General features: G+C 35.2%; 13 protein-coding genes. 10 read left to right on the top strand and 3 right to left on the bottom strand.

The features are described from left to right. The first annotated feature begins 17 nt into the window (after positions 1-17). Together DIT68_RS11750 and DIT68_RS11745 are read left to right on the top strand one after the other, a co-directional pair. On the top strand, positions 18-2,426 hold the full coding sequence (locus DIT68_RS11750) for a TonB-dependent receptor (protein ID WP_109360001.1): 2,409 nt from the start codon (positions 18-20) through the stop codon (positions 2,424-2,426). An 82-nt stretch (positions 2,427-2,508) separates the two neighbouring features. Further along, the gene (locus DIT68_RS11745) at positions 2,509-3,507 is read left to right on the top strand and encodes a metal-dependent hydrolase (protein WP_109360000.1); all 999 of its coding nucleotides are present in this window, start codon (positions 2,509-2,511) and stop codon (positions 3,505-3,507) included. A 515-nt stretch (positions 3,508-4,022) separates the two neighbouring features. On the opposite strand, the gene DIT68_RS11740 is transcribed toward DIT68_RS11745, so the two are convergent. The 3 genes from DIT68_RS11740 to DIT68_RS11730 all read right to left on the bottom strand — a co-directional run bounded on the left by DIT68_RS11740 (position 4,023) and on the right by DIT68_RS11730 (position 7,592). Further along, positions 4,023-4,661 (bottom strand): porin family protein, encoded by a 639-nt coding sequence (locus DIT68_RS11740; RefSeq protein ID WP_158276178.1) that lies wholly within the window; start codon positions 4,659-4,661, stop codon positions 4,023-4,025. Positions 4,662-5,193: 532 nt separating this feature from the next. Further along, the gene (locus DIT68_RS11735; RefSeq protein WP_109359998.1) at positions 5,194-6,384 is read right to left on the bottom strand and encodes a CynX/NimT family MFS transporter; all 1,191 of its coding nucleotides are present in this window, start codon (positions 6,382-6,384) and stop codon (positions 5,194-5,196) included. A gap of 599 nt (positions 6,385-6,983) precedes the next feature. Continuing rightward, on the bottom strand, positions 6,984-7,592 hold the full coding sequence (locus DIT68_RS11730) for a nucleoside deaminase (RefSeq protein ID WP_109359997.1): 609 nt from the start codon (positions 7,590-7,592) through the stop codon (positions 6,984-6,986). 1,143 nt (positions 7,593-8,735) lie between these two features. On the opposite strand from DIT68_RS11730, the gene DIT68_RS11725 reads away from it, so the two are divergent. The 8 genes from DIT68_RS11725 (at position 8,736) to DIT68_RS11690 (ending at position 20,308) form a co-directional block, all read left to right on the top strand. Next, a complete protein-coding gene (locus DIT68_RS11725; protein WP_109359996.1) occupies positions 8,736-10,517 on the top strand; it encodes a DEAD/DEAH box helicase in 1,782 nt (593 codons plus the stop codon). Positions 10,518-10,552: 35 nt separating this feature from the next. Continuing rightward, positions 10,553-12,352 (top strand): translational GTPase TypA, encoded by a 1,800-nt coding sequence (gene typA / locus DIT68_RS11720; RefSeq protein ID WP_109359995.1) that lies wholly within the window; start codon positions 10,553-10,555, stop codon positions 12,350-12,352. Between the two features lie 665 nt (positions 12,353-13,017). Next, positions 13,018-13,917 (top strand): IS1595 family transposase, encoded by a 900-nt coding sequence (locus DIT68_RS11715; RefSeq protein ID WP_109359994.1) that lies wholly within the window; start codon positions 13,018-13,020, stop codon positions 13,915-13,917. 116 nt (positions 13,918-14,033) lie between these two features. After that, positions 14,034-15,071, top strand: a complete 1,038-nt coding sequence (locus tag DIT68_RS11710) for a hypothetical protein (RefSeq protein WP_109359993.1) — start codon at positions 14,034-14,036, stop codon at positions 15,069-15,071. A gap of 171 nt (positions 15,072-15,242) precedes the next feature. After that, positions 15,243-16,085 carry a DsbA family protein gene (locus tag DIT68_RS11705; RefSeq protein ID WP_146194204.1) on the top strand — a complete coding sequence of 281 codons (843 nt, stop codon included), beginning with the start codon at positions 15,243-15,245 and terminating at the stop codon, positions 16,083-16,085. Positions 16,086-16,237: 152 nt separating this feature from the next. Further along, on the top strand, positions 16,238-17,257 hold the full coding sequence (locus DIT68_RS11700) for a DUF4249 family protein (RefSeq protein WP_109359991.1): 1,020 nt from the start codon (positions 16,238-16,240) through the stop codon (positions 17,255-17,257). Positions 17,258-17,259: 2 nt separating this feature from the next. Next, a complete protein-coding gene (locus DIT68_RS11695) occupies positions 17,260-19,575 on the top strand; it encodes a TonB-dependent receptor (RefSeq protein ID WP_109359990.1) in 2,316 nt (771 codons plus the stop codon). Positions 19,576-19,891: 316 nt separating this feature from the next. Next, positions 19,892-20,308, top strand: coding sequence for a Fur family transcriptional regulator (locus DIT68_RS11690; protein ID WP_109359989.1), 417 nt, complete (start codon positions 19,892-19,894; stop codon positions 20,306-20,308). Positions 20,309-20,365: the final 57 nt, after the last annotated feature.

Here is a 20,365-nt window from a genome sequence, read left to right as displayed (position 1 = left end):
AACTCAAAGATTTTCTCATGAGGTTTGCGCTCATTTTAACTTGTTTTCTTTCTTTCCTTAGCTATAGTCAAGAAGGTACTGTAATTGGTAAGGTTGTAGATGAAAAAGGTCAGCCGCTTATTGGCGCATCTGTCATTTACCGTGGAGATATTACACTTGGCGCTTCAACAGATGTGGAAGGAAATTATAAGTTGAGACTTCCTGTAGGCAACAACAAAATTATTTGTCGCTTTACAAATAGGATCACTGATACCTTTACGGTAACAATTTTAGAAAATCAATTTATTGAATACAATATTACACTGAAAAGTTATGGAAATGTCACAGAATTCGACGAGGTTGAGGTTCGTGTAGGGAAGTTTGATAAGCGACCAGAGGACATTACAGTTTCCTTGGAAATTATAAAGCCAGAAATTATAGAAAGCAAAAATACCCGAAGCGTCGAAACTATTTTGGATCAAACGCCTGGATTAAATATCATGGATGGTGAACCACAAATTCGTGGGGGAAGCGGATTTACATTTGGAGTAGGAAGCAAAGTGGCAGTTATTGTTGATGATATGCCTCTGCTTTCGGGTGATGCTGGACGTCCAGAATGGGGTTTTGTTCCCGTTGAAAACATCAAACAAATTGAAGTAGTGAAAGGAGCAGGATCTGTTCTTTCTGGAAGCTCTGCACTTTCAGGAGCGATTCATATTCGAACGAAATATCCTTCCAATACGCCATTAACGAAAGTGAATTTATATACTGGTTTTTATAGTTATCCGAATGATACAAGCCAGATTTGGCAAGAAAAAAGCCCCTCTTTGATTTCAGGTGCTAATTTTCTTCATTCTAGAAAACTAGGGAATTGGGACATCACTTTTGGCGGAAACTTGAATTATGATGAAGGCTATATTGGAGCACCACGATTAGATCCATATATTGCGCAGTCTTTTCCTGATACCGTTTCTAATTTCACCAACGAACAAATGATTTCTAAACGCGCGAGAATTAACTTCAATATTCGTCGCCGTTCCAAAAAGTTGAAAGGGCTTTCATACGGATTAAATGGAAACGGAATGCTAAGCGAATCGCCAATGACTTTTGCATGGTTGAATGACACTTCAGGACTTTATCAAGGCTATCCCGGAGCAACTTTCTTGCAAAAGCAAACTATTTTTAATTTGGATCCTTATGTTGATTTGAATTTAGAATCGGGTACAAAACACCAATTGAGAGCAAGATTTTTGTACACCGATAATGACATCACCGCAGGTCAAAGCAATCAATCTGAATTATATTATATCGATTATCAATTTCAACGTTCTTACCGAAAACTAGCGGGAATTGAGTTTATTGGTGGACTTAGCTCAACTTACACCGATTCTTACGCTGAAATGTATGCCGGTTCTGGAACTCCAGAAAACACCCTGCTGAATGTTTCGGGATATGCTCAAGTAGAGAAAAAGATGTGGGAAATTGTTAATTTATCTGTTGGAGGAAGATTAGAATATTTTGAATTAAATAGCAATGAAACCGCAATTCAACCCGTTTTTAGAGCGGGCGGAAATATAAAACTACACCAAGAAACTTACCTACGAATGTCTTATGGTCAAGGCTATCGTTTTCCTACAATTACGGAACGATTTATTCAAACAGGAGTGGGGAATTTTGGAGTTTTTGCCAATCCTGATCTAAAACCAGAAACTTCTACCAATAGCGAAGTGGGAATAAAACAAGGAGTTAAAATTGGGAAGATTTATGGGTATATTGATGTTGCAGGATTTTGGCAGGAATATGACAATACCATAGAATATTTGTTTGGGTTTTGGGACATATCAAGTCCAACAGGTGCAGGATTCAAATTTCTAAACACAGGAAAATCCCGAGTGTTGGGCATTGACGCTTCATTCTCTGGAATTGCAAAGCCGAATAAAAAGAACGAAATTGTGTTTATGTTGGGTTATAACTATGTTCTTCCGCGCACATTGAATTCAGATGACGTTTATGCCATTGACGAACATCCCGTAAACCCGAAAGAGTATACTTACAACAATACGTCTTTAGATTCTAGTCGTCAAATACTGAAGTATAGATTTTTGCACAGTATAAAATCAGATGTTTCATGGACCTATAACGAAAAACTCTCTATTGGCGCATCCTTAAAATATTTCAGTAAAATGGAAAATATGGATGGTGTAATTGAAGAGTTCGAAGAGCTTACAGAAGCTGTAGGTACAATTCAGAACATTCGTTATATGGATTATTACGAAACCAATAATAGCGGAGTTTTGATTGTTGATGCAAGGGTGAGTTATGCCATGAATAAAAAGCACAAGATTGCCTTAATTTGCAGTAATTTATTGAACAATAGTTATTCGTTGAGACCATTAAAAATTGAAGCACCAAGAACATTGATGTTACAATACACCTTAAAATTATAGTCAATTTAAACTAAATACCTTAGGGCTTGTTTTAATTCTTAGTTTTGCCAAATTATTTTTCATTTTATAAGCGTTAGAAAGTATGGATTCCTTAACCCAGATTGTATTAGGTGCTGCCGTTGGAGAAGCGATTTTAGGTAAGAAAGTGGGAAATAGAGCCATGTTTTATGGTGCGATAGCGGGTACAATTCCCGATTTAGATGTGATTTCCTCCTTTTTTGTAGATACGGTAAGGGCTTTGGAAATTCACAGAGGCTTTACGCATTCCATACTTTTTTCCGTCATTTTTGCTCCAATTTTTGGTTGGCTCGTCTCCAAAATAGATTCCTATAAATCGGTTAAAGGCTGGTCCATGTTGTTCTTTTGGGCTTTGTTTACTCATCCCATTTTAGATTCGCACACCACTTGGGGAACACAACTTTTCTGGCCTTTAGATATTCGCTTGGCATTTAAAACCATTTTTGTTATCGATCCTCTATATACATTGCCTTTCTTAACATTTCTGATTATGGCAATGTTTCAAAAGAAAGACTCACCAAAACGCCAGAGCTACAATAGGTTAGGATTGCTCATTAGTTCTAGTTATTTGGCCTTGACATTCTTGCTGAAAGGAGTTTCTTTTTATCAATTTAAAGAGGCTTTGGAACAGCAAAATATCACTTATCAAGAAATTGACACCAAGCCAGCACCTTTAAATACAATCCTTTGGACCGCAAATATCAAAAGAGAAGATGATTTTTTAATAGGAAGTTATTCTTTCTTCGACAAAAGTGATATCCAATTTTCTAGTTATCCAAAAAATCATGAGTTGATAGACCATTTGGTTGACAATGAAAAAATGCAACGCATGATCCGTATTTCTCATGGATGGTTCACCGTAACTGAAAAAGACGGAGATTTATTTTACAATGATTTAAGATTCGGTTTGCTGAGTACAAAAGGAGACGCCACAAATTTCGTTTTTCAATATAAAATCATAGAAAATAACGATGGAACGATCACTTTAGAAGAAACGGAAAAGGATGTAGCCGACGGAAAGAAATTGATTGGAGAACTTTGGGAAAGAGTGAAAGGTGTTTAGCTGTTGGCTATAGGTTTTATGCAATAGGCTTGATTTATGTTCTGATGAAAACTGCTTGATTAAGAATTAGCTGTCGTGATTCACTTACTCTATTTCATTCTCACTCTTCATTTCCTATTGTGTACCGCATCACCAAACCATTTTTGTAAAAAAAATCTGTGAAATCTGTGGGGAAAAAACAAGCAAAGCGGCCACCAAACATCTTAGCTGCGGGCTATAGGCTTTATGCAGTAGGCTTGATTTATGCTTTGATGAAAACTGCTTGATTAAGAATTAGCTGTCGTGTCTCACTTACTCTATTTCATTCTCACTCTTTATTTTCTATTGTGTACCGCATCATCAAACCATTTTTGTAAAAAAAATCTGTGAAATCTGCGGGGAAACCTTCAGAACAACCCTAAGCAAACAGATCTGCGAAATCTGCGAAATTCTGCGGGAGAAAAACAAGCGAAGCGCCCACCAAAAAGATCTGCGGAAATCAGTGGGAGAAATTCACACCACAGGTGAAATTATTTTCAAAATCTTCTGCTCATCACCAAACTCAAACCAGTAAAAAACTGTCCTTTATTCAAATACCTCTGATGCCATTCACCCAAAACAAACAGCGCAGGCGGATAAAGCTGATCAGCTGAATGATTCCTCACAGGAACAATAGAATTCTGAAAACGCAATTCCACTTGCCAATCTTCCCTTATTTCATAATTAATTCCCAGTTGCATACCTAAATCCAGAGCTTTAAATTCTCTTGTTGGATCTAAAGGACCAAAGCTATTTCTTTCCTTTTGATTAATTTTCGCCCCCAGATAAAGTCCAGCGCCAAATTGAAATTTATTAAGATGATAATGGAACATTACAGGCGCTTCTGCATAATTTACCCTTAGTCTATAGGCACTAGCAACAGTTTTTGATTGATAATTTCTCGCTCCTTTTTGATTAAATTGTAACCCCAAAGAAGCAGACCAATTTGCATTAATTCTGTAGGCTACATCTGCCCCAGCGATTGCTCCAAACTGCGCAAAACCATGAATCCCATCGCCACTAATCTGACTAGAAGTTACTCCCCCGAATATTCCCAAGGAGAATTTCTGAGAGTATAGATTTGGAGTGAGAAATGTGCAGCTCACGAGAAAAATGAATGTAAGATTTTTAAACATGGGGGGAAGATAAGGAAAAAAAGGTGACGCAAAGTTTCGCAGAGGTGCAGAGTTTCGCAGAGAAGAGGGGAGAGTTGAAGAAGGGAGAGGGGGGAGGATTACGCAAAGGGGCAGAGGTATGCGGAGAGCGCCTTCGGTACTTGGTTTTTTCATGGAGATAAATGGGGGGGTTTCACAGAGATGAAGGGAGAAAAATGAAGAGTTTTGGGAGAATGACGCAGAGATTCGCAGAGAAGGGGAAGAGGAAGATGAGAGTTGAGTAGGGAGCGCCTGTGGCACTTGGTGTTATTTCACAGACTTCAGTCACGCAATTTACTCGGGAGAGCCATGGAGGGAAAAATCATAGTTAGGAAGGAAGTCGCGGAAATTCTGTCGTTCTTCCTCGGTTAGAAAATTTTTCATTATTAGGTCTTTGATAAGAAAGCTTTAAAGACAAGGCATGTGAAGTTTTAAATTGTCACGAGTTTATTTTTATAAATGACTACAATTTAAAACAAGCATAACGCAGTATTTGAAGTTTTCTTGCAAAGAACTAGACTTTTTGGTCTTTTCCAACGCCTACACCCATAATTAGTTTGAGAACTGCGACGAGAATTAAAAGAAGCAAGGAATAATTCCATACTTCAGTTAAATCGAAGATTAAACCTGCTAAAAAGGGTCCTGTTGCTGCAATGAAATAGCCTATGGATTGTACAATTCCAGAGAGTTCTGTTGCGGTTTCGGCATCGCTAGAGCGCAGAACGATAAGTAAAAGTGCCAATCCAAAAGACCCTCCAAGCACCAATCCAATGATTCCCACCCACAATTCCATTAAGCCCAATTGAGGAATCATTAATGCAATCAAGGCCAGAACTTCAACGATGATTAAAGAGACAATAACTAATCTTTGGTCTTTTCTAGCGCCCGCCCAAATGGGAATCAAAATTGCTCCAATAATTCCTGTGGCTTGTGATAATGACAACATCCAACCCGCATAGGAAGCATCAATTCCACGGTCGATAAGAATTGCGGGCAGCCACGCCAAAACAACATAAAAAGCCAAAGATTGTAAGCCCATGTAAAGCGCCAATTTCCAAACCAATAATGAACCACTTAGTTTTTTCATGGCTTCCTTAAAGCTTCGTCTTGGTGGAGTTCTATTGATGCGTTTGATGTTTGGAATCCAGATGATTAATGCGATAATTGCCAAGACTGCCCAAATGGCCAAGGATCCTCTCCAACCTAAATTTAATTCTACAACTAAAGGAACACTTAGTCCAGCGGCAATTGCAGCGCCAAAGGACATAATTCCAGAATACAGACTTGTGACAATTCCGGCTTTATGCGGAAAATTTCTCTTGATTAAAGCAGGAATAAGTACGTTTCCAAAAGCAATCGCTATTCCCAATAGAATCGTTCCTAAATACAAAGAGAAAATACCACCAATAGAACGAATTAAGATTCCCGAAGTCAACAAAATTAATGCGCCAGTTAAAGTATTTCCAATACCAAAACGCTTGGTAAATAAAGGAGTAATGGTTGAAATAACTCCAAAAGCCAACAAAGGGAGTGTGGTTAGAAGTCCCAACAAGGTTTCTGAAATGGCAATATCTTGTTGGATAAATTCTATTAAAGGCCCAATTCCTGAAAGTGCTGGTCTTAGATTTATAGCCACGAATAATACACCTATCAATAATAGGGTGCGCGATGCTTTATTTAATCCGTTTTCGTCGAGTTTTTCCATCCTTTAGTTAAAGATGGTAAAAGTAGGGTTTTGTTTTCAGGGAGTGAGGGTTTGTGGGTGGAAGTTTGGGGGGTTGTTGTGGATTGGGGGGTGGGTTTTTGTTTGGATAGATTGGAGTTGATGAGATTTAGTTCTCTAAAAATAGTTTGTTTAGGTTTTTGAAAAATACCAGAAGAAACTCTTTTAATTTTCTTTTTATAAATCCCTCGATGGCTTTTGTGTTGACTCTTTAATTGTTTGGTTATCAAGGAGATTTCTGGTATTTAAAAGTGCTGCCTTCTTTTATCGTGCTAATTTTGGTTTGTATTTTTTGAGTGACTGTCATTTAAGGAAAATGTACGATATTTAATTAAATTGTCAAGTAAATGAAACATAATACTTGACAATTTTAAGTTTTGATTGGTGTGTTTTATGAGTTTTGTCTCTAAACTTTAATTTTTTTATGATTATCGTATTCTAAACATGATTTCAGATATGGCCATCAGTGCCTGACAAATTTGAGGACAATAAAATTAAAGGTGCTAAAATATCAATTAGCAAAACTCGCATTTTTACAAGTTTTGCTAATTCATGAGATATCTATTTCTTCTTTATCAGTTTTACTCTGTAAAATAACGCTTGTGTTTTTGCTTTATTTCTTCTAATAATGCTCCTTCTGCTGGACCTTTAATTGTTACATTTTTTAAGATTTCTTCCGCTGGAATAAAAACTATTGGTGCTTCATCAACTCCAAACTCATTTAACCATTGTTGCAGTTGTTTTGCAGAACTTAAATAATACAAACCACCTATTTGTGACCAAGCGTGAGCCCCGGCACACATCGGACAATGTTCGCCAGTGGTGTACATTATGCTTTCTCTTCGTTCTTCTAAAGTTAAGTTTTCTAAAGCCCATTCTGCAAGCTCAATTTCTGGATGAGCGAATACATTCTTTTCATTGATTCTGTTTCTGGCCTCAGCAATAATTTCATTATCCGCATTGACAAGTATAGATCCAAAAGCCTGGTCGCCCGCTTGCAAAGCTTCTTCTGCCAAGACTAAACAATGTCTTAAAAATTTGATGTCTGTTTCTGTAAATACCGTTTCTGTATTGTTTTCTGACATAGCTTTTTGTTTGTGATTCTTGTTCTGTTGTCTCTCGTTTTCACTTTGCCCGAAAGCAATTCCGTTAACAAAAATGAAAACCAATGTAGCATAAAATAATTTCATCTTCTTTTAAATTTTGTGTTTCTGTTTTGGTGCTGTTATGCTCCTGTTTTTTCTAAGATAGAAATAATATTTAATACCTGTCGGGATCTTTGCCAGTAGTGAAATCATTTAAGCTCTATTCCCTAGCAAATGGTTTGCGCTGTAATGGAACGCGGATGACACGGATGCAGCGGCAAGCTCAGCAGAACTGCAAGCAACGCGGATAAACACGGATTTTCACCTCAGGCGAATTCGGATAAACACGGATTGCTTGCGTCATGAATCCTAAATATTGTCATATCTTGAAATTAATAATATACCATATTTCATAAAACGCAGGTTTTATGGAGGATTTAAGTTTAATTCTAAATTTACTGGTAAAGTATCGGATACGCATTTAATATTTAAATGCACCAGTAGGGAGTTATGCCAGTTCTGATAATGTATTTCAATACATTTATTTTTTTCTGTTAAGTTCTGTTTCTAATTCCTCAACCGTAGGCATGTTATTTTGAATTATTTTCGGTAATTCACCAAAAGTGAACTCGCTTATCCCCATTGGCTTCTTTATAAGGAACCTTTATTGTTTTGCAATTGTCCACCAGCCTGGTGGACAATTTTTACATTTTTCACAAATATCATTAATTTTTATTCAGCTCCTACTTTTTCTAAAATATATGCAATCTCCTCGTAACTTCTGTTTTTTGAATGCTGAAATGGAATCGCACCTTCCTTGTCAGGTATGTTTGCATTAGAACTCCGTTTTATTTAAATAGACCATGTTTTTTAGGTTTCATTTTTTTTCCAACACCGCAGGTGTACTTTTCTCATTTCCTTCATGCCAATCAAGGACGCTGCTTCTCTAAGTGAAATCTCGCGCACTCATTGTGGTAAAGCTAAGAGTGAGAGAGGAGAAAGAGAGGGAAGTAATCTATATTTACAAGTAAATGACAATGAAGGTGTTAAGCAACTTGTCCAACAAATGGCGGATTAACAATTAAAAATTAACCATTATTTCATACGCTCCACAAAATCAACATCTTAAAAAACACCCTCTATTTGACTTTTCAGCCTAGTCCGCGAAAAAAAACCAATAAAAAAAACCTCAAAATCTTGATTCTCTTGAGAATGTCGTACCTTTGCACTCAAATTTTAAATAAAAGTATGACCTTTAACGATTTAGGGCTGAGAAGCCAAGTGGTCAAAGCTGTTACAGACATGGGGTTTGAACAGCCAACGCCAATTCAGTTAGAAGCCATTCCACACTTACTCAAGTCTAAGAGTGATTTTGTAGGATTAGCACAGACTGGAACAGGGAAAACTGCCGCTTTTGGATTACCATTAGTGAACAGAATTACAGAAAGCCGAAAATATCCAACAGGCTTAATTATTTGTCCAACTAGGGAATTATGTTTGCAGATTGCAAAAGATTTACAAAACTATTCTAAGTACGAAAAAAGTGCAACTGTGGAAGCCGTTTATGGTGGAGCAGACATTCAAAGACAAATCAAAAACATCAGAAACGGAGTCTCTATTATTGTAGCTACACCAGGACGTTTAGTTGATTTGATCAAACGCAAAGCAATTCAACTGAATGAAGTTGAAGTAGTAGTATTGGATGAGGCAGATGAAATGCTAAACATGGGATTCAAAGAAGATTTGGATTTCATTTTGAGCGCTACGCCAGAAGAAAAAAGTACGTGGTTGTTTTCTGCAACAATGCCAAAAGAAGTGGCAAGAATTGGGAAAACGTATATGACTGATCCACTTGAGGTGAGCATAGGAAACAAAAATGAAGGTAATGCCAACATTGACCACATTTATTTTTCAGTAAAAGAAAGAGATCGTTACGCTGCATTGAAGCGTTTAATCGATTTTAACCCAAAGATATTTGGACTTGTTTTTTGTCGTACAAGAAGAGAAACGCAGCAAGTAGCTGAAAAACTTGGAAAAGAAGGGTACAGCGCAGAAGCATTGCACGGAGATTTATCCCAAGCACAAAGAGACAGAGTAATGAACTTATTCAGAAACCGAAGCATTCAATTGCTTGTGGCTACTGATGTTGCTGCTCGTGGAATTGATGTGGACGATATTACTCACGTAATTAACTATAATCTGCCAGATGAGGTAGAAAACTATACGCACCGTAGTGGTCGTACAGCACGTGCTGGAAATACAGGAGAATCTCTTGTTTTGATCAACACACGTGAGAAATATAAGATCAATCAAATCGAAAAGATTATTGGTCAGAAATTTACTCCAGCTGAAATTCCTGGACCGGAAGCAATTTGTGCTATCCAGTTGGAATCGATGATCAACAAAGTAAAAGCAACGAAAGTAAACGAAGAAGAAATAGCTCCTTTCATTCCACATATCTTAGCAGATTTAGAGGAACTAACTAAAGAAGAAGTGATTAAAAAATTCGTTTCTGCTGAGTTTAACCGTTTCTTAGATTATTACAAGAAAGCCGGAGACTTGAATGCAAAAGCATCTGATCGAGGTGGTGACGATAGAGGTCGCGATAGAGATAGAGGACGAAGAAGAGACAGAGGAAGAACAGATGAAAACAAACAACGTTTCTTCGTTTCTTTAGGAGATAAAGATGGTTTGAATCCGGGTGGATTATTGCGTGTAATTTGCGATGCTACAGGATTAAAATCTGACACGATTGGTAGAATTGATATTATGCCAGCCTTCTCATTTTTTGATGCAGATAAATCTGATGCAGATAAAATTCTAGCGCAAGTAAATGGTGCAGATTTCGAAGGGAAAAGCATGAACATTGAAAAAACCCAAGAAAAATCTTCAGGTGGAGGTGGTAGAGGTCGTGGTGGAAGCCGTGGAGGAAGTCGCTCTGGTGGAGATAGACGCAGTGGTGGAAGAAGCGGAGGCGGAAGCAGAAGTGGAGGTCGCTCAGGCGGTGGTTCAAGCAGAAGAAGAAGATAATAATAAAATTACACTAAAACCCAGATAAACGAAGAATGGAAATTAGAAATATAGCGATTATAGCACACGTTGACCACGGTAAAACTACGTTGGTTGACCGTATAATCGAAGCAGGAGAGTCATTTAGCGAGAGAGATCGTGAAAATGCTGGCGAATTGATGATGGATAATAATGATCAAGAAAGAGAAAGAGGGATTACCATCGTATCAAAAAACGTTTCTGTAAATTATAAAGGAACAAAGATTAACATCATTGACACTCCTGGTCACGCCGATTTTGGTGGTGAGGTAGAACGTGTATTGAACATGGCGGATGGTGTTTGTTTGTTGGTAGATGCCTTTGAAGGACCAATGCCACAAACACGTTTTGTACTACAAAAAGCACTTCAATTGGGATTAAAACCATTAGTTGTTGTAAATAAAGTAGACAAAGACAACTGTACACCTGATGAGGTTCATGAGAAAGTTTTTGACTTGATGTTTGAACTTGAAGCGAATGAAGATCAATTAGATTTTGAAACGGTATATGGTTCTGCAAAGAATAAGTGGATGTCTAAAGATTGGAAAAAACAAACCGATTCTATTGAGCCGCTTTTAGATTCAATTTTGGAATATTTCCCTCCAGTGAAAATTGAAGAGGGAAATACCCAAATGTTGATTACTTCTTTAGACTTTTCTTCTTTTGTTGGACGTATCGCAATTGGTCGTTTGCAAAGAGGAACAATTAAGCCTGGAATGCCAATCCTTCTTGCTAAACGTGATGGAACGCAAGAAAAACACCGCATCAAAGATGTGTTTGTTTACGAAGGAACGGAGCGAATTAAGGTAGACAGTGTTCAGCCTGGTGATATTTGTGCGGTAACTGGAATTGAAGGATTTGATATTGGAGATTCTATCTGTGACGCTGAAAATCCTGAGCCATTGGAAACCATCACTATTGATGAGCCAACAATGAGCATGACTTTCTCTATTAACGATTCACCATTCTTCGGACAAGAAGGGAAGTTTGTTACTTCTCGTCACATTCAAGAGCGTTTGACGAAGGAATTAGAGAAAAACTTAGCGTTGCGTGTTCAGCAAACTGAAAAAGCGGATAAATGGTTGGTCTTCGGAAGAGGGGTAATGCACTTGGCTGTATTGGTTGAAACAATGCGTCGTGAAGGTTACGAATTACAAGTGGGTCAGCCACAAGTAATCATCAAGGAAATTGATGGTAAGAAGCACGAACCAATTGAAGAATTAACAATTGATTTACCTGAACAATTCTCTGGAACAGCGGTTGAGGCAGTTTCTCGAAGAAAAGGTGAAATGACGAATATGGTAGCCAAAGGTGACCGTATGATTGTTGACTTCATCGTGCCTTCAAGAGGAATTATTGGTTTACGTAACTATTTGTTAACTCAAACTGCTGGTGAGGCAATCATGAACCACAGATTTATTGAGTTCCAACCGTACAAAGGAGAAATCCCTGGACGTCAAAATGGTTCTTTAATTTCTATGGAGAAAGGATCAGCAATTCCTTATTCTTTGAATAACTTACAAGACAGAGGTAAATTCTTCGTTAATCCTAACGAGGCAATTTATGGAGGTCAAGTAATTGGAGAAAATTCTAGACAAGGAGATTTGGTAATTAACGTTACGAAAACGAAGAAAATGTCAAACATGCGTTCTTCAGGAGCTGATGATAAAATCAGTATTGCTCCAGCAATCAAAATGTCTTTAGAGGAAAGTTTGGAATACATTCAGTCCGATGAATACGTTGAGGTAACACCAGAATCATTGAGAATTCGTAAGATTCTTTTGGATGAGGGTGCACGTAAGAGAGCTGGAAAATAGTCTATGACAAAAAAGTCTTAAATACGGCGTTATGCCAAGGATTTAAGGTTTAGACTGAATACATATTTTAGAAAGGCGATTATCGAAAGGTAATCGCCTTTTTTTGTGTTAACAAGATTAAATTTTATCCATGGTGTCTTTTAGAAGTTCACTATCATCGATATATTTCTAAAATTAAATGGTGTGAGATATTATAGATATTTTAGTCAAATCACAACGAGCATTAGAAATTCAATAAGTATGTCTTAATGGCGAGGATCAATTTTTGAATAAAGGTCATTTCTTAAATAATCATCGGGATTACACACATATTTCAAATGAATTTAAGCAAATTTCTATTTTAAAACTAATCATTAATTAAGGATAAAAGCCTTTGTAATCATTACTTAGCATTATAGATATTTTTTAATTGTTTTGAACCACAAGATTTCAGACTGTTTAATTATGAAATTTTGTAATATCTAAAGTTAATTTATCAAAAAAACACTACATAAAGATATCACCAATGATATTATATTTTCAAAAGATACATATTATTTGAAATGTTTAATTAGGTCAGATTGATTTTTTAATTAAGTTTAATGCTTCCCCGCAATCATACCACTAGAACATAAATAGATTACGTAGTAGTGATCTAACTTTGCTTTAAATTTAAACATTAAGGCATGAATATTCTAGAATTTGTAGAAATTTTTCCAACTGAAGAGAGTTGTAAAACACACTTTAAAGAGCAACGAGAAAAGATAGGGATCACTTGTCAAAAGTGTAAATGTAAAAAACATTATTGGCTAAAGTCCAAGTGGCAATGGCAGTGTAGTGAATGTCGTTTTAGGACTACTTTGAGAAGTGGTACATTTATGAAGGCGTCCAACTTACCAGTGCGAACCTGGTATTTAGCTATGATTTTCATGACATGTACTAAAAAAGGTTTTTCAGCTTGTGAATTACAACGACAACTAGGCCACAATAGATATGATACTGTTTGGTCTTTGATGCATCGAATTAGAAACGCTATGGGAAATAGAGACAACCAATACACGCTTGAAGGAATGATAGAATTTGACGAAGCTTACTTTGAAAAAGCTACACCAGATGGAATAAAATTGAAAAGAGGTAAAGGAAGTCAGAAACAACAAAATGTTGCAGTTATGGCTGAATCAACCTATTTAGAGGATATTGAAACAGGAAAAGTCTCAAAATCTTGTAGATATTATAAAATGAAAGTACTTGACAGTCATAAGAAAGAATCTGTAAACGAAACTATATCTGAGAATGTAGATGAACAATCTATTGTTTTTTCTGATAAGAGCACAAGTTATGTTGATATTGCTGATTTAGTTGAAACGCACATAATGGAGAAGTCTACAAAGGAAACAACTAAAGAGACTCTTAAGTGGGTGCATATTGCAATTAGTAATGCAAAACGGAATTTCCTTGGCGTTTATCACAAAATAAAACGCAAATATTTACAATTGTATTTAGATGAGTTCTGCTACAAACTGAATAGAAGGTATTTTGGCGAAAGGCTATTTGATCGCTTGGTTATTGCCGTTGCAAATAATTAGTGGTAACATTGCGGGGAAGCATATTAAGTTTACAAAAAAATAATACTAGTCAAATTATTTCAGGTTAATTTTAGTTGCCTTTAAGAACTAAAACATATAAAATAAAAATATTTACTATGAAAAAATCGTATTTAATTTATGCACTTATTGTATTGGGAATGCTTTCTTGCAAGAAAGAGGATTTTAAAGAAAAAGTTAATTCTAATTCTACGGAAATTTCTAATTTTGAGGAGACACAATACAAAAATTTTAAACATGAGATTATTGTTTATGATGAAACAAATAAAAATTACGTTATGTATGCATTGCATTCTGATAATATGAGTGTAATAACTGATTTTCTAAATAATAATGAATTAGAAATAAGCACTAACAATAATAAGCAAATAGACATTGCTTTGAATTCTCCAAGAGAAAGTAATGATGAAGTTAGTTTGGAAGGCGAACAGCTTGAATCTAACCTCATAATAGAGCTTGTTAACCATAGTTTTGAAGCAAATATGAAGTTCTTTTCATTAAACATCAAAAGTAAGGGTTTGAAAAATGGCTTATTTTCGAAAGCGCCAATCACCTATGTGGCTAATACTAATACACAAACACATATAGGTGCAATTCACAAAGGCTACGGATATAACAATATGTTGAAATATAAATACAAGGAAAATAACTGGTATAGTACTTTGTGGAAGGATTATGAAGTAAATGGAATTGGAAATTGGTTTATTTATCCCGGTAATTATGGTTATGCACATTATTGGGATTACGAAAGTAGAAATCCGAAAAAAGTTGCAATGTTAGTTTATCAAGATTTTCGTCAAAATAATTATAACTATTATGTATTTTACTCTTTGGATTCTGAATACGCGTATAGTAAGGTTTGTCCTTTAGGGAGTTACGATAGTAATAATTTTGGTGAGTGCTATTATGGGACTGTTCCACAAGGGTCAACTGCATTCACTTATAATTATGGTGCAGGTGGGACTTGGTTTATGTATACATTTGTTAACGGTTCCTGTCCATGGCAACCAGAAATTGAGAGCGGTTCAGATTTAGCAAATTGTAAGGTGGTTAAAATTCCAAACGATGCAGTTGGTAAAGAGTATATTTGGAATCGTAACTTATTGATAAAATCATATAAATTTAGTGAATTATAATTTTTAAACCAATGGGGGAGGTGGGCTAGCCCTTCCTGTTTAATAAATTAAAATGAGAAAAAAAGTTGTTTCATTTTTACTTTATTTTTATTCTTCAGTTGTTCTTCAAACGAGAATAGAAATGATGTAGTTATTGCCAAATATGAAGATATCAATTTAACTGATAAGGACTTGGATTCGATAGTTTCAAATGAAATTTATAATTTAAAATTAAACGCTATAAGCGATTTTTTTATTGATATGTTACTGGAAGAAGAGGCGCATAGAGCGAATCAAACTAAATATGAATTTATAAAAAGTTACACTCCTAAGAACTTTACTTCAGCTCTTGAAATCGAATTAAAAAACAATGATTATGAAGCTGTTTTAGCAAATGATTCGATAAGGGCAGAAGCCATATATAACACTGCGGTTTATCAAGTAAGTCTTAATGGAGTTAAAAGTGAGTTAATTGATGATGCCAAAGTATCCGTTTTTTTAAAAAAAGATTTTCACAGGGAATTTCAAGGCAATTTAGAGGGGCCACATATCATGGAAACGGGAAATGGCTGTTGCTTGGAAATTGCAGTGATTTCAAACTATGAATGTTTGCATTGTTATACTATTTACGATGATATAAAACTACTTGCTGACAGATATAAAGATATTGCCCAATTTAAATTTGTATACTTCAGTGATCAATTGCTAAAGTTTGCAAAGGCCCCAATTGCGGCAGATAATCAGAATGCATTTGATGCTATGAACGATTTCGTAATTGAGCGAGTACACGATGGTATTCTGAGTGACTCTCTTATATTATCATTTGCGGAGCATTTAGGACTAAATATAAAAGATTTTAAAGAAGATTATAATTCGATAAATGTCCATAAACAAATATTGAGGAATATTGACGTTTTAAAAGATAATTTTATATTTCAAACTCCAATACTAATAATTAATAATAGGATTTATGATGAACCTAACGTAATTAATATTTTGAAAAAAATTCTAGAAGATAAAAAGGACGAGCATTAGTTGTTTCATCCTCTTAATTCAGATAACTCAGTTCTTTGAGTCAAACCTTATTCATAATTTTAACTCTTCAAAAATAAATATCAAGCTAATTCGTTAACACAGGAAATATAAATAATGAAGAGCTATTATAACTTTAAATTAATTACGCCAAAATGAATAGATCTGTTATATATCCTTTAACTATACTTTTTCTGCTCAATCTTTTTTACTCCTGTGAAAAAGAAGTAATAATTGATGTTAAAAAGGCAGAACCCAGATTAGTAATGAGGTCTGAAATCACCAATTGGCCTGAGGATTTAGATACAGGACCTGGAATTATTTACTGGGATTCAGCTTATCCTCAGAAAGTCCCGAATTTTTTAATTTTGGGACTGAGTTCTTCGGTTAATGATAAGCCCCAAGAAAATTTACAGAATTGTAAAGTTGTCCTCATGAAAAACAGCATAGCTTACGATACTATATTTTATGATCAGACAAAAGAATACTATGCACTATTTGAAAATGAACAAGATTTTCCAGAAGCCGGAGATGAGTTAGAAATAGAAGTGTTTTGTGGTGATCAATTCGTTTCAAGTAAGTCTAAAATGCCCAATAAAGTTCCAATTAAATCTGTGGACACATCCTCAGTATATGCACTATTCATCAAAGAAAATGAGTTGTATGGCTCTTCCACTTTAACTTTCCAAGATCCTCCAGGAGAAGATAATTATTATGAAATAGTTGTTACTCAAATAAGTCCCCCTGATAAAGAGTTAGTTAAATACTCTTTAAGAACAGACGAAGCCTTTATAACAGGATTAAGCCATTACTCCTCTAGTTTTAATGGAGGCCCCCCTTCTACCTCCAAATCATTACTTTTTACAGACAAAACATTTAGCGGAGAAGAAAAATCTGTAAGTTTCTATTTCCCAATGGTGGCATATATGGGCAATGGCCCTGTGGATTTCCCCCATAAAAAATTAAATTATCATCTTAGAAATGTCTCGAAGGAATATTATGAATTTGAGACAAATAAAAGGATTCATTTAATTACGAGCGACGTTAATTTTTTGTTTGGGGCTTCTGAACCACAAAATGTTTCAAGTAATGTAGAAAACGGCTTAGGAGTTTTTGGAGTTTATAATCATTCTCAAAAGAATTTTTTCTTTCCAGAGAGAACCATTAACTTCTAATTATGATTAGATTAATTCTCTTCATTTTATTCAGTTTTGCTTGTGGTATTGTTAATTCTCAAAATAGGGTCATCAGCGGCTATCTTTTCGATCAATCCTCAAATGAGAGTATCATTGGCGGAGTTGTATTTAGCCTTCAATCCAAAAATGGTTCAACAACGAATGAATATGGTTTCTATAGTTTGAGTTTAGAAAAAGGTGATTCTACTATTAAGGTGAGAGCTTATGGTTTTCAAGACACCATTATCTCTATTGCTACAATTAATGTGGCAGGTTCTTTTAATGTTTATTTGAAAAGTAAAGTCACCAATTTTGATGAGGTGGATATTTTCGGCAAAAAGAGTGAAATTAAAGAGGATGAAATGGGTTCTATTTCAATTGCGATGGAGGATATAAGGAGGTTGCCCAATTTATTTGGGGAAGTAGATATTATTAAAACCTACCAATTGACACCAGGAGTAGAGTCGGGAGGTGAGAATTCTAGTAATTATTATGTTAGAGGAGGAGGAGCAGAACAAAACTTAATGTTATTAGATGATGTTCCGCTATATAACGTAGCTCATTTTGGAGGTTTTTTCTCTGTATTTAATGCTGACATCATAAAAAGCACGAAGTTGATGAAAAGTGGTTTTCCAGCTGAATATTCTGGTAGATTGTCTTCTGTTTTAGATGTGAGAACAAAGGAAGGAAACTCGAAGGAATTTCGAACGCAAGGGGCTGTTGGACTATTATCAACTAGGTTGGCAGTTGAAGGTCCGTTGATTAAAAATAAAGCCTCATTTATCGTTTCTGGAAGGATTAATCCTTTGCCTATTTTTAGGATATTCGGTGAGGGAATAGATTATCGATTTAATGACTTGAATGCCAAAATCAACCTTAATTCTTCGGATAAAAATAAGTTTTTCCTTAGCTTTTATCGAGGGCGAGATAATCTAAAAATTAATTCAGATAATGAAGGACTTTCTACCCTAGACAATAAGCTTTCATGGGGAAATACAATGTTGGCTTTTAGATGGAACCACAAATTTGGATCGAGATTGTTTAGTAACACGACTATTTATGTTACGAATTATAATTACAATGAGAAGTTTCGCTTTAAAGAAGAAACTGAGGATTCAAATCAAGAAATAAATAATAAGCTAACTACTGGAGTGAGAGATTATGGCTTTAAAAATGACTACTCTTTTTTCATCAATGACAAATTAAATTTACATTTTGGAGTGAATGCAGTTTACCATGCTTTTAGACCCAATGACATCGAATATAGTCAGAAAGGGAATGATATCGAAGATTTAGAACGCAATCAACTCTCACAATTACTCACTTTTGAAAGCGGTGGATACTCTGAAATAGAGTTAGATTACAATTGGTTTTCTCTCAAAGGAGGTCTTCGTTATTCCAACTATACTGTTCAAGATACAAGTTATCATAACCTTGAACCACGGATAGTTTCCAGTCTGAATTTTCTTAAAACTTGGTCTTTAAAATACTCCTATACGGTGATGAATCAGTATATTCATTTATTGTCATATTCCGGAACGGGTTTGCCTTCGGATTATTGGATGCCAACAAATAGAAAGATTCCTCCATCAAGAGGGGTTCAGCATTCGGTTGGTTTATATAAATCAATCCAGAAAGACAAATACATATTAAGTCTAGAGGCTTATCATAAAACTGCCAATAATGTGATTAGCTTCAAACCTGGTAAATCATTGATGGGTTATGTTGATGAATGGGAGGATTTAGTGGAGAAGAATGGAGAAAATAGAGCGTATGGAATTGAATTCTTAGCTCAAAAAAAGAAAGGGAAATTAAGTGGTTGGATAAGTGCAACCGTTTCTAGATCCTTATTACAATATGAAACATTAAATGGTGGGAGAGTTTTTCCTTTTAAATATGACAGGCCTTTGAGTATTAATGTGGTAGCCATTTATCAATTGAATAAGAAGATAGATTTCTCAGCAACTTGGAATTATGGTACTGGGTACCCCTTAACTTTAGCCAATGAAATTTATACTTTTGATGGAGATGATATTTATAACTTTGATGGAATCAATAATCACAGAATGAGGGATTATCACCGCATGGATGTCGCTTTTAATCATACGAAGGAAACCAAATGGGGTGAGCGGACTTGGACAATTAGTATCTTTAATCTATATGGAAGAAGAAATCCTTATTATTACTTTTATCAGCATGATTTAATTCCTGTTCAAAATGAGTTTAGTAGTTCATACGAAAAAGGAGAATTAAAACTCTATCAGCAAAGTTTCTTTGGATTCTTTCCGTCATTTAGTTATAGTTTTAAGTTGAAATAAGTTTCAAATAAAACTTTAATGAATTTTTAGAAAGGCGATTATCGAAAGGTAGTTGCTTTTTTTTATTTCTGTAAACCAGCAATTTAATTCAGTAGCACGTTAATAACGTTAAACGATTTAAAACTAATATTCTATGAAATTTCTAAATACACTTTTCGTCTTTTTATTCTTTAGCTCAACCTTCCATAAAGTTCAAATACATCACTCTTCTTGACTATCAGTAGGCAGTATTTTAGATTATGCATTAAATTATAAAAACAACTATCAAAAATAGAGTTTTATATTTGTACACATAAAAACTAATCTTCGCAGAAAAATGAATTCAAACACTAAAATAGAATCAGAGTTAAATAAAAGAGAAATACGCCCAACTGCAATGCGAATGATTGTTTTACGCTATTTTTTGGAAGAAAAGAATTGTACATCTCTGACAGAATTAGAAGAAAAGTTTGATCATGCTGATAAAAGCACACTTTTTAGAACCCTAACTACTTTTGAACAAAAGGGATTGATTCACAGGATAGAAGATGGAACAGGATTTACGAAATTTGGACTTTGTACAGAAGATTGTGATTGCTCTTTCGATTTTCAACATTATCATTTCCATTGTATTAACTGTAATGAAACATTCTGTCTAAAATCATTAAAACCCCAATCGCTTAACCTACCCAAAGGCTTTATGGTGCAGTCTGCAAACCTTGTGTTGAAAGGGCATTGTTCAAATTGCAACTGACTTGCAGTAAAATTGACTTAGTTTTGTTCCATAAACAAACAATTTAAAGACAACGCA

This window comes from Brumimicrobium oceani, assembly GCF_003143775.1.
Lineage (GTDB): Bacteria > Bacteroidota > Bacteroidia > Flavobacteriales_D > Crocinitomicaceae > Brumimicrobium > Brumimicrobium oceani.
Note: the sequence above shows the minus strand (reverse complement) of the source record. Positions and strands in the feature narration are given on the sequence as shown.